At 54.5% G+C, this 12,542-nt stretch carries 7 protein-coding genes and 2 rRNA genes; 4 read left to right on the top strand and 5 right to left on the bottom strand.

Translation table 11 applies throughout. From position 1 onward, the window contains the following. Positions 1–67: 67 nt before the first annotated feature. Positions 68–1,081: a GNAT family N-acetyltransferase gene (locus tag R3F50_14545; GenBank protein ID MEZ5491518.1), complete on the bottom strand. Its 1,014-nt coding sequence runs from the start codon at positions 1,079–1,081 to the stop codon at positions 68–70. 360 nt (positions 1,082–1,441) lie between these two features. After that, on the bottom strand, positions 1,442–1,657 hold the full coding sequence (locus R3F50_14540) for a hypothetical protein (protein ID MEZ5491517.1): 216 nt from the start codon (positions 1,655–1,657) through the stop codon (positions 1,442–1,444). 595 nt (positions 1,658–2,252) lie between these two features. Here R3F50_14540 and R3F50_14535 point away from each other — a divergent pair. The 4 genes from R3F50_14535 to R3F50_14520 all read left to right on the top strand — a co-directional run bounded on the left by R3F50_14535 (position 2,253) and on the right by R3F50_14520 (position 6,182). After that, on the top strand, positions 2,253–3,125 hold the full coding sequence (locus R3F50_14535; protein MEZ5491516.1) for a response regulator transcription factor: 873 nt from the start codon (positions 2,253–2,255) through the stop codon (positions 3,123–3,125). Continuing rightward, positions 3,122–4,696, top strand: coding sequence for an ATP-binding protein (locus tag R3F50_14530; GenBank protein ID MEZ5491515.1), 1,575 nt, complete (start codon positions 3,122–3,124; stop codon positions 4,694–4,696). The genes R3F50_14535 and R3F50_14530 overlap by 4 nt, the downstream gene beginning before the upstream one ends. A 462-nt stretch (positions 4,697–5,158) precedes the next feature. Beyond that, entirely contained in the window at positions 5,159–5,797 is a 639-nt protein-coding gene (locus R3F50_14525) for a sigma-70 region 4 domain-containing protein (GenBank protein ID MEZ5491514.1), read from the top strand. A 28-nt stretch (positions 5,798–5,825) separates the two neighbouring features. Then, positions 5,826–6,182, top strand: coding sequence for a hypothetical protein (locus tag R3F50_14520; GenBank protein MEZ5491513.1), 357 nt, complete (start codon positions 5,826–5,828; stop codon positions 6,180–6,182). A 20-nt stretch (positions 6,183–6,202) separates the two neighbouring features. Here the strand turns inward: R3F50_14520 and R3F50_14515 are convergent, their stop codons facing one another. From R3F50_14515 to R3F50_14505, 3 genes are all read right to left on the bottom strand, one after another. Further along, entirely contained in the window at positions 6,203–8,572 is a 2,370-nt protein-coding gene (locus R3F50_14515; GenBank protein ID MEZ5491512.1) for a TonB-dependent receptor, read from the bottom strand. Between the two features lie 596 nt (positions 8,573–9,168). Further along, positions 9,169–9,284, bottom strand: a 5S ribosomal RNA gene (gene rrf / locus R3F50_14510). A 235-nt stretch (positions 9,285–9,519) separates the two neighbouring features. Then, a 23S ribosomal RNA gene (locus tag R3F50_14505) occupies positions 9,520–12,423 on the bottom strand. Between the last annotated feature and the right edge of the window lie 119 nt (positions 12,424–12,542).

Below are 12,542 nucleotides of genomic sequence, written 5' to 3'. Positions count from 1 at the left end.
GGTACCTCCAGCGCGAGACCTAACCGTTGTCGAACCCTGCTTGTATATACTCTTGTGCCCAGTAAACTCATAGAAAGTCACTGTCGCCACACAGAAAAAACCACCTGTCCCGCACGTCGTCGGCACTCAGTCCGGGGCTGTAGACACCCAGCGGTAACCGCAGCGGAGGCTTCTCAATGATCGGATCCGTGGCGCCGACGAGTGGCAGGTCTCGCTCGGTCAGCCAGCCATACAGTTTCCGGCAGCCCATCTGACTGGCCAGCTGGCGCGCGTAATGAATTAACTGGGCCAGGTTGGCTGTTGCCCCCACCATGTCAACCAGCAACAATCCTTCATCGGTGCGGCGGGTTACCAGTAACCCCAGCACGTTCTCAGCATCGATAGCCGGGTCAGGCCGATGCGGCGTCTGAACCGGGCCATCCGCCGGAATGGCGACGAGGTGGAAGTTGTAATCAAGCGTCGGATTGTCATAAAAGCGCTGCTTAAGATAAGCCAGATCGCGAATGCCGATGGCCCGGTCCAGGAACTCCGAGGCCATGTGCCGCCACAATTCATCGGCCAGATGTCGGTGACCGGCATCCCCGAAATCAAACGCCTGGGCCACTAACCCGGAAGCCGCAACCGGCCGCCAGTCGACCTCCAGCATCGCGCCGACGTCGTCATAGAGTTCGAGCCGCTGCGCCAGACGCATGGCCCGGGCATTGGGGAAACCATAAGAAAGCAGATAAGGCAGACCCTCACCAACGTACTGGCCCAGAAAGGCGGTGACAGACAGGTAAAAAGGCCCCTTACGGGTGAGGATGCCGCGATGCGAAGGGGCCACCATGGAATCCCCACACTGCATGGCTACCAGTGGCTCACCGTTGAACAGCACCCGCCGCTCGGTGCCACCGAAAAATGCCACTACCTCGTCATTCTGCAGTACCACCACGCCCAGACCGCGCCCGTCGCCGTATTTCCACTGCCAGTGGGCATCGGACATTTCCTGACCGAAAACCGACTTAAACAGTTGGCGAATGCCGGCAATATGTTGGAGACCAGCATCCGCAACCTGCCAGTTTGAAGACGGCACGCTAGTCATGCACCGTCGCCAATGAAAATGACTGGTAAAACCAACTCCAAGCGTACAGGCCGGACTTCCTACTGACACCCTGGCCTGACTCGATTCTAAATGCTTTGATCATGGCTTGGTCCTTGGGCTTGGAAACATTTAATTAGCAGCTGATCCGATCCGCGAGCAAAGCCTCAGCTACTATCCGTGTCATTCCAAGCCTGCGCTGAAAAGCCTGCAAAGGTAGCGGCACAGAGTTGTTTTGTCCAGCCAGCCTTACCTAGCCGATGCGCTCATATTCCCGATATGACATTAGTACTGCAGTAAAATACAAATAAGTCAGCAGGATTAGCGACATGCAATTGTCTGCGCGAATCACAGAACATAATGTTAGCGAATCAGGGCCTGACTGGGCGGCTGGCCTGCTTCAAAGAACGCCACATCCGACGAATGAGTGGCCACGATCAGGGGCGTAAAGTAGACCCCGCGAGTCAGGTTGGTAGTGGTCACCTCGTCGGTGGCCTCGCAAATAGAGTTACCCTGGGCCAGGGTGGCCCCGGACAAGCTCAGCGCAATGGTCGCAATCAGCAATTTCAATGGGCTCATACACTGTCTCCTGTTTAAAGTTGAGGTACGGCTCTGGCGGCAGTTGCTTTCGGCACTCTGCCCCCTTGCCTCAGCTTTCCGACTTCTGCGTTCAGCCTTCTTCCTTCAACTGCTGCATGCCGCACCTGCTAAAGTCTGGCACCGGCCGTTCACAGGGGCGGGCCAGCGTTTATCTCAAGGTTCCCGATAAGCCTATGAAAATACGGGCAAAGGGCATGACCTCCCGTTTATCCGTGATACTTTCGTGAAATATCTGGTCTACGGTTCAGGGGTGGACAGTAGTAATCCCAGTCGGGTCGCAGCTTGAGTGGGGCTGGGTTCCGAATTCGGGGTTCGGGGTTCGTATGGATGTGAGCGTTTAGGGATGTTTACATGGTGAACTGTGCGATGAGGGAAGGGAAAAAGTGCTTAGTGGTTAGGAAAGGGGAAACAAAAGCAAAAATTGAAGAATCAAAAGAGTCGCGATCAGGAAAGAGTGCTAACGTACAGATAGGGTATTACAGCCTGGCAGTTGGCCGACCAAGACAGTAAAGAAAAATTAATCATTATAAATAACAAAGAGATAGATGGTATTTTGAAAGCAGCAGATGAATCATTGACAAAGCCTGTCAAGGCCAGAGAATTTCCTCTCAAACAACACCAGGTGCTGGTGATCGAGGACGAATGGGACATCGCGCGATTGATCGAAATACACCTGCGGGATGCCAACTGCCAGGTGACACTGGCCGCCGATGGCCATGAGGGCATGCGCCAGGCCTTTGCGCGGCCCTGGGATCTGGTGATCCTGGATTTACGCCTGCCCGGCCCCGACGGGCTGAGCATCTGCCGTGCGCTGCGCCACGAGCAGCTTTACGTACCAATTCTGATGCTGACCGCCAAATCGTCGGAGCTGGACCGGGTGCTGGGACTGGAGCTGGGTGCCGACGACTATCTCACCAAACCCTTCAGCGTCGCCGAGCTGCTGGCCCGGGCCAAAGCTATCTTCAGGCGCGTGGAGTCCTTTCAGAAGCGTTTCAGCGACCCGGGTGAAACTCTTGCCGTGGGCCCCCTCAAAATCGACACCGGGGGCCGCCAGGTGAGCCTCCATGGCGAGGACATCCCTTTGACAGCCAGGGAATTCGATCTGCTGCTGCACCTGGCCCGCCACCCGGGCCAGGTATTCTCCCGGGTGCAGTTGCTGGACAGTGTCTGGGGCTATGGCTACGAGGGTTACGAGCACACGGTGAACTCGCACATCAACCGGCTGCGCGCAAAGATTGAATCCGATCCAGCAAAGCCCGCCTTGATTACCACGGTATGGGGTGTGGGCTACAAACTGGAGCCGGGGCGGGAAATCACGGCTTCAGCAGGCACGGCTGACCCGGCGTCGAGTTCGGTCAATACCACCGCGGCGGCTGCCACCCCCGCTTCCGCCATTGGGCCCGCTCCGGCTCTCAAGCAGGCCAGCCGCGGGGAATCGCTCTCATGAATACGCTGTTCGCCCGCCTTTCCTTCGCCCTGCTCGCCATCGTAATGGTGGCCGGTGGCGCCCTGTTTTACGTTAATCTGCTCAGCACCCGGAATTACCACGAAGAGATCACTCAGCGACTCAACGAATCCATCGCCATGTACGTCACCGGGCAAAGCCAGTTGATTGAAGATGGTGTGGCAAATCAACAAGCTCTGGCGAACCTGGCCGAGCAGGCCATGGTGATAAACCCGACGGTCGAGATCTACCTGTTGGATATCCAGGGTCGGATTCTTGGCAATGGCGAACCTGCTAACCTGCGCACTGACGCTGTCGAACTCGCTCCGGTGCGTCGCCTGCTGGCGGGCGAGGCACACCTGCCCCTTCGTGGCACCGACCCGCGCAGTGACCGGGAGAAAGTGTTTTCTGCCTGGCCGGTGATGCAGGGCGAGACTTTGCAGGGCTATCTGTATGCGGTGCTTGGCGGGCAGAAATACGATGCTCTGGTCGATTCGGTACGTGGCAGCTACGTACAGCAGCAAAGCCTGGGCGCCCTGCTGGCAATTCTTGTCATTGCTTTTCTGGTCGGCCTGCTGGTTTTCAATCTGCTGACCCGCCGACTGGTAAACCTGACCCGGCAGGTGCGCCGCTTCAGTGAATCGGACTTTGACCCGGCGTTCGCCGACACCCTCTTGAATGCCTCCAATGGTTCCAGCCAGGCCTCGCCGCACCGGCAGAGTGGCTTCATCGGCAAGATGGCGCCGGGGGATAAAGCACCAGTTGGGACAAACGCAGGTGCGCTATTGAACCACGGCGACGAAATCACCCAATTGCATACTGCATTCAGTCACATGGCCGCCAGGATCAGCCAGCAGATCGACGCGCTGAAAGAAACCGACCGGCTGCGCCGGGAACTGATCAGCAATGTCTCCCACGATCTCCGTACTCCCCTCTCCTCCCTGCACGGTTATATCGAAACCTTGCTGATCAAGAACGAGGAACTGAACGCCGCGGAACGGCGCCAGTACCTGGAGATTACCCGCAAGCACAGCAAGCGGCTGGAGCAGCTGATCAGTGACCTGTTTGAACTGTCCAAGCTGGAAGCCGCCGCCATCACGCCCCAGCTGGAACAATTCAGCCTGGCGGAACTTCTGCAGGACGTCACACAGGAATTCGTGCTGCAGGCTGACCGCAAACAGATAGCGTTACGTATCGAAGGCGAACCGGGAAACTCCATCGTTCGCGCGGACATCAGCCTGGTGCAGCGGGTACTGGAAAATCTGCTGCGCAATGCTATCCACCATACACCCCAAGGCGGCTCGGTCACCGTGCGCATCGATCCGCGCCCGGACTGCGTTGAAGTTTCCGTGGCCGATACCGGCTGCGGCATTGCGGAGGAGGATCTGGATCGGGTTTTTGACCGCTTTTACCGCAGTGAGGAGAATCACAAGCTGGCAGACGATTCGGCCGGTCTGGGCCTGGCCATCGTACAGAAAATTCTGGACCTGCACGGCAGCAGGATTACCGTGTCCAGCAAGCTCAATGCCGGTACGACATTCGCCTTCGATCTGCCAGGCGCTCAGGCGGCCTGAAGTCAGTGTCACCGGTAACATAGCTTGGGAAAAACCATGTCAGCGCCGCTTGTTCGTGATTGCCCTTGTAATCCCTGGTCTGGATTCAGAGGGATTAAACCGGAGGCAGGGTGGCATTCTCAAGGACAGAGCGATTCGAGCTGTGCACTGTGCAGCAGCGCAAGGCTGACTGCCAGATGACTGTGGCTGGCCATGGCCTCGCAGGGATACACCAGGCCAACTCTTCGCGCCCCCTTAAGACTTGTTCAGCTTGTTACTGATTCAATTATTGGCTGAACTACGCTTCCTCACCATTGCTACTGATTGCTCATGGTGAGTAGCCTGACTGTATTGTTGCCTCTAGAGGCTACTATTTGCATATGTAGCTTAAAAAGACTACTATTTGGAAATATAGCCTCGATGGGCTACTCTATCTTACAACTTATCCCGACCTTGCTAAGAGAAAGATCAGGAGCCAGCATAATGTCCCGAATTGCGGTGATTACGGGAGATCTTATTAACTCCACCAAAGTCCGCGATGCCCATGGCTTTCGTGCAAGACTGGAGGAGTTGATGGAACTGCTGGAACGGAATTACCAGGCAAGAACGATGCTTTATCGGGGTGACGGATTCCAGGCCGTACTGGACGCCGAAAGGTTCAACGCGCTCGAAGTTGCCGTAATAATCCGTACAGGGCTGATCGCGCAGAGCCCTGATAAAAACAATCGGTGGGATGCAAGAGTTGCTCTCGCCTTCGATACCGGAGATGGCGACGGAAAACTTTCATTCGAAGACCAGAACAGCTCGGCATTCGTCAATTCAGGCCGTCTATTGGACGAGATGGACAAAGACCACTTCAGTATTTATGGCAGCAACGAAAACACGCGACTTGCGCTCGGGGTCGCAACCGGCTTTGTGGATGACATCGTAAACCAGCTGACACCAACCGAAGCGGAAGTTCTGCACTATTTCTTCCTGGACAGAAAAAGTCATAGTGACATTGCCAGGCAACTTGGCAAAAAACGCCCTACTATTACCTTGGCCCTGCACCGGGCCAGATACACATTAATCGATCGCTTTGTTCAGGACATGAACAAATTTTTAGTGCAGGGCGATGACTGAGTACGCTGGAGGTTACCAACTAATTAAAATGGTCCTGGTATTCGGGCCGGCTTACTTTTGCGTCTTGTTTCCGGCCTCCTACTTTATCAAGGCGCAGCTGATCCCGTTTATCAGAGCCATTGAACAAAGGGGTGATGCCGACAGCTCATCGCTGGAAAACGCAGGCACGGTGATTGGACGTCTGGAACGGATAATTATGCTGACTTTTATCTTGCTGGACGAATACACAGCAGTGGGTTTCGTCCTGGCTCTCAAAGCGGCCTATCGTTTCAAGGACACTGACGATCATGCCAGGGCTGAATATATGCTGATGGGAACTTTTTTAAGCCTGGCAATTACGATCGCAGTCGGTCTGGTGGCCAAATTCCTGGCTGAGTTACTTTAACCCATCGAGAGTCAGATCGATCAGAACGTGGTCTGCACCGACAGGGTCAGGCGCCGGAATCGGGTGCTGCAGGAGTCTTCGGTCCAACGCAGATCACCGTCGATAGTAGTGCCGTTGAAGCGCTGCCGGATACGACAGCTGGAATCGTCCAGGGTATTGTCGGAATCCAGCCGCACCAGAAAGTCGTCGAAAAATACTTTCGAGACAAACAGGTCAAGCGACGGCTGACCGTCGTTGCGGGTGATGGTGTTGATATCGATATCGTACTGCCCGCCAATGAGAGGATAGCGGTATTCCGCTCCATAGGTCAGGCCCAGGTCGGTCACATCGTGGCGAAAGTTGACGCTGCTGAAGCCGCGCCCATTGACCCGCTGTTCTGTGCCGAGAAACGGGTCGATAATTTCTGAATCGAACAACGCCAGGTCGGCGGAAACAATGGCGTCCCGCAGTCCAAAGTAAACCAGACGGCTGCTGGCGTTGGCAAACATGCCCCAGCGTTTGACCGGGCCGACGTTGCCGTTAGCGGACAGGGGCGTGTCCGGATTCACGGTGGCGTTGATACGCCCGATGTAATCCTCGATGTCGTCGTAAAACAGCCGGGCATTGAACACGCCGGCATCATCGGGCAGGCGATATTCCATCACCGTTTCATAACGCCAACGTTTTTCCGGTACCAGCTCCGGATTACCGGCGTTGGTGTTTTGATCACGGTCATCGTTATTTTGGGTGGCGGCAAAATTGCCGAAGCTCAATTGCGAAATAGTCCGTTGGGCTGATGCCCGAAACTGAAGGCTGTCTGTGATGTTATAGCGGAAATCTACCGACGGCCGCCAGAACTGAAAATCCCGGGTTTTTTCGAACTGGCCCGACTGGCTGATCTCGGAAGTCTCATAGACCAGGCTGCTCTCCAGGCTCATGCTGTCGTTCAAGGTCCAGTTGTGAAACGCAAAACCCTCATAGCGAATCTCCTGTACTTCGGTTCCAGGATTGAACTGTGAGGTAAGTGGCGGTAGACCGCCAGTGCGGTCGGAGGGTGGCTCAGAGCCGGAACGGCTGCCCAGAAACAGGCTTGAATCCAGGCGTGTATCGGCTCGCTCCATCCCAACCCGAAGACTCTGGGCGTCGGTCAGTGAAAAGCTGTAGTTCCCCTGGAAAATGCGCTCCTGGGTGGTACGCTTTGAGTCGATAAACAGCACCTTGTCCAGATCCCCCAGCGGGTCGCCGGATGCCGTAGCAAAACGTTCACGGATACTGTCCCTGACTTCTTCGTTGGCCAGCAACAGCACCTGAAGCCGCGCGTTGTTTTCAAACGAGTACTCGTACTCGCCGCCAATCTCCCAGTTGGTCTGCGTGTTGTCCAGCTCTTCGGTCTCGGTGCGCCCGACCGCCTCGCCATCGATAAAATCGACAAAATCCCGCCGTACTGGCCGTGGGTGACTTTGATCGCCAAGCAGGGTATTGAACTGGATCCGGTGAGAACCGTTCATATAGCTCATATTGGTAGAAAATTCGTAGTCGTCCTGATCGCGGATATCCGTCTCACGCAAGGTGGTAACCACCTCCCCCCCTGGAACAATGCGATCCTCCCAGGTAGCGCGATTCTCATAGTTTGGCCTGGCCTGCAGGTTCATCAGCATCTGAAAGTCACCAACCTGGCGGCTGTGGGAGAGATTTCCTCCCCCTTCGACGGTGCCGTCGTGATTGTGACGTGCACGCACCTCAGCGGTGGTAGTCGAGCGCGACCGACCCTCCCGCAGGATGATATTGACCACCTGCCCGGCGCCGCGCACGTTCAGGCTGCCTGAGGTATTGCGAATAATCTCGATGCGCTCCACATCCTGGGCAGCGATGCGGTTTAACTGATCGTTGGCAGAGTTACCCTTACCGGCAATCCGTTGGCCATCAATCAGCAGGTTACCGCCGGTACCCAGACCGCGCCCGCCACCGCCGCCGCGGCGCCCGCCGCCAACATCCAGGCCGGGAATTCGGGACAACATGTCGTTCACATTAATTGGATTGTAGGAATCGAAGTAGGAGGCCTCGTAAACCACGGTGGAATCTTCGGCTTCAGCATCCGACGCCAGGTCACCGAGCTCATCACCCGAACCCGCTGCCGCTTGCTCAGCATCCGCCTGCTCGGATTCCGCTTCTGTATAGCTCAGCTCGACGAGCTCCGAATCGACGCCACGATACTTATCGGGCAGTTGAGCGCCAGGTACTCGCTCTGGCACCCCTTTGACGACAATGTCATCCCCCTCAGCCGTATTGGGATAATTGCGATTGCTGGAGTCTGGAGATTGAGCGGAAGCACCCTGCCCCGCAGTAAACATAACGGCCACGGAAACGGCACAGCACATTAATTTCAAGTGTTGGTCAGGTTTTTTGATCATGGCTTTTGGCAGTCGACTCGGAGTGTGTGAATGTAACAAATACAGCCCACTTCGGCAGTACGGTCTCGCCGGTACGAAGGCTTGTTACGATTATTTACGGCAGATGGTTCTGCAACTTCCTGATTTTCCCAGACAATTCTGCAACAAATTGTGTCAGACCGATGACGAAAACTGGCAGCCTCCCCGGAATAGACCGTTAAAGCAACCTTTAATTGAGCATAGCACCAGGCAGCACCCACCAGATCCTGATAAAAGGGCCCATCCCCACTACGCATGAGAAGCCGCCCGAAGAGTGTGTATCTCGCGCCCTCGCGGAATACGAATCACAAAACGTGTCAGCGTTCTGCTCAGCCCAGGTCAGCCCAAAAGACCGACATAAGCAGCCCCCACCAGCCCCTGATAAAAGGGCCCATCCCCACTACTCATGAGATGCCTGACTGAATGCGCAGCATTCAGGACGGCGAAGCCGCCCGAAGGGTGAGGATTCTGGCTTAGCCAGAATCCGAATCACAATGACGCGTTGCAACGCAACGCCGTCATTGCGCATCTAATAAAAAACCCCACCCGGCAACGCCGGATGGGGTTTGTTATTAGATGCCTGACAATGACCTACTCTCACATGGGGAAACCCCACACTACCATCGGCGCTGAGCACTTTCACTTCTGAGTTCGGGATGGGATCAGGTGGTTCACACTCGCTATGTTCGTCAGGCAATTCTGTAAACCCCGCTTTGCAATGTGTTATTGCGCAGCCGGGCTGTCCGGCCAGATTCCTCCGACCGGTTGTTCTCAACAATTCAATGAATGAAGACTGTATGCTGTAGCTTTTTACTCGTACTCAGTCGTACTTTGCGTTATACAAATCTGACCTGTCATCAAAGTCTTACGATTGCTTATTCACACAATCTCAGTTCCTGGTAAGTCTTTCACCAAAAACCTGCGATTATATGGTCAAGCCTCACGTGCAATTAGTACTGGTTAGCTCAACGCCTCACAGCGCTTACACACCCAGCCTATCAACGTCGTAGTCTTCAACGGCACTTCAGTGGACTTACGTCCAAGGGAGATCTCGTCTTGAAGGAGGCTTCCCGCTTAGATGCTTTCAGCGGTTATCCTTTCCGAACATAGCTACCGGGCAATGCTACTGGCGTAACAACCCGAACACCAGAGGTTCGTTCACTCCGGTCCTCTCGTACTAGGAGCAACTCTTCTCAAATCTCCAACGCCCACGGCAGATAGGGACCGAACTGTCTCACGACGTTCTAAACCCAGCTCGCGTACCACTTTAAATGGCGAACAGCCATACCCTTGGGACCGGCTTCAGCCCCAGGATGTGATGAGCCGACATCGAGGTGCCAAACACCGCCGTCGATGTGAACTCTTGGGCGGTATCAGCCTGTTATCCCCGGCGTACCTTTTATCCGTTGAGCGATGGCCCTTCCATTCAGAACCACCGGATCACTATGACCTGCTTTCGCACCTGCTCGAGTTGTCACTCTCGCAGTCAAGCACCCTTATGCCATTACACTAAACGAGCGATTTCCGACCGCTCTTAGGGTACCTTCGTGCTCCTCCGTTACTCTTTGGGAGGAGACCGCCCCAGTCAAACTACCCACCACACACTGTCCTCGATCCCGTTTCAGGACCAGAGTTAGAACCTCAACATTACCAGGGTGGTATTTCAAGGGTGACTCCACCAGAACTGGCGTCCTGGCTTCAAAGTCTCCCACCTATCCTACACAAATAAGGTCAAAGTCCAGTGTGAAGCTATAGTAAAGGTGCACGGGGTCTTTCCGTCTAGCCGCGGGTACACTGCATCTTAACAGCGATTTCAATTTCACTGAGTCTTGGGTGGAGACAGCGTGGCCATCATTACGCCATTCGTGCAGGTCGGAACTTACCCGACAAGGAATTTCGCTACCTTAGGACCGTTATAGTTACGGCCGCCGTTTACCGGGGCTTCGATCAAGAGCTTCGCCGAAGCTAACCCCATCAATTAACCTTCCGGCACCGGGCAGGCGTCACACCCTATACTTCCACTTACGTGTTTGCAGAGTGCTATGTTTTTAGTAAACAGTTGCAGCCACCTGGTCACTTCGACTCCCCTCAGCTTACGTAGTAAATACTTCACCAAAGGGAGCGTACCTTCTCCCGAAGTTACGGTACCATTTTGCCTAGTTCCTTCACCCAAGTTCTCTCAAGCGCCTTGGTATTCTCTACCTGATCACCTGTGTCGGTTTACAGTACGGTCAGCTTTTACCTGATGCTTAGAAGTTTTTCCTGGAAGCAGGGCATCAACCACTTCTCCCGAAACTCGCGTTAAGGGATCGTCATCACGTCTCAGGGTAGCGAACTCCCGGATTTACCTAAGAGCTCCCCCTACACGCTTAAACACGGACAACCAACGCCGTGCTGGCCTAGCCTTCTCCGTCACTCCATCGCAGTAAAAGCCGGTATCGGAATTTTAACCGATTTCCCATCGACTACGGATTTCTCCCTCGCCTTAGGGGCCGACTCACCCTGCCCCGATTAACGTTGGGCAGGAAACCTTGATCTTCCGGCGGGGAGGTTTTTCACCCCCCTTGTCGTTACTCATGTCAGCATTCGCACTTCTGATACCTCCAGCAAACCTTACGATTCACCTTCAACGGCTTACAGAACGCTCCTCTACCATACACAACCTATAAATAGATCGCATATCCGCAGCTTCGGTTATCAGTTTAGCCCCGGTATATCTTCCGCGCAGGCCGACTCGACTAGTGAGCTATTACGCTTTCTTTAAAGGGTGGCTGCTTCTAAGCCAACCTCCTAGCTGTCTGAGCCTTCCCACATCGTTTCCCACTTAACTGATATTAGGGACCTTAGCTGGCGGTCTGGGTTGTTGCCCTCTCGACGACGGACGTTAGCACCCGCCGTCTGTCTCCCGTGATAAAACTTACTGGTATTCAGAGTTTGCATCGGGTTGGTAAGTCGGGATGACCCCCTAGCCGACACAGTGCTTTACCCCCAGTAGTCAAACACGAGGCACTACCTAAATAGTTTTCGAGGAGAACCAGCTATCTCCGGGCTTGATTAGCCTTTCACTCCGATCCACAGCTCATCCCCGCATTTTTCAACATACGTGGGTTCGGTCCTCCAGTGCCTGTTACGGCACCTTCAACCTGGCCATGGATAGATCGCCCGGTTTCGGGTCTATTACCAGCAACTAAAGCGCCCTATTAAGACTCGGTTTCCCTACGGCTCCCCTAAATGGTTAACCTCGCTACTGACAATAACTCGCTGACCCATTATACAAAAGGTACGCAGTCACCCCCCGAAAGAGGCTCCTACTGCTTGTACGTACGCGGTTTCAGGTTCTATTTCACTCCCCTCACCGGGGTTCTTTTCGCCTTTCCCTCACGGTACTAGTTCACTATCGGTCAGCTAGGAGTATTTAGCCTTGGAGGATGGTCCCCCCATATTCAGTCAGGATTTCACGTGTCCCGACCTACTCGATTTCACTACAAAAGACCTTTCGCGTACGGGGCTATCACCCTCTATCGCCGCACTTTCCAGAGCGTTCCGCTAAATCTTATGTAACTTAAGGGCTAATCCCCTTTCGCTCGCCACTACTCAGGGAATCTCGGTTGATTTCTTTTCCTGCGGGTACTTAGATGTTTCAGTTCTCCGCGTTCGCCTCGTTAACCTATGTATTCAGTTAACGATACCTGGTAAACCAGGTGGGTTTCCCCATTCGGAAATCTCCGGATCAAAGCCTGTTTGACGGCTCCCCGAAGCTTATCGCAGTCTACAACGTCCTTCATCGCCTCTAGCTGCCAAGGCATCCACCACGTACGCTTAATTGCTTGACCATATAATCTCAGATTCTCTACTGCCTTAATCAGACAGGGCCTTTTGACTCCCCTGACCGGTAAAACAGCAACTACCAGAACTGCGATCAACTGCTACGGATAAGCAATCGTTAACGACT

The sequence above is a fragment of the Gammaproteobacteria bacterium genome, assembly GCA_041395725.1.
Taxonomy (GTDB): Bacteria; Pseudomonadota; Gammaproteobacteria; order Pseudomonadales; family Pseudohongiellaceae; genus NORP240.
The sequence above is the reverse complement of the archived record's forward strand: the minus strand, read 5'-3'. Positions and strand labels throughout refer to the sequence as shown.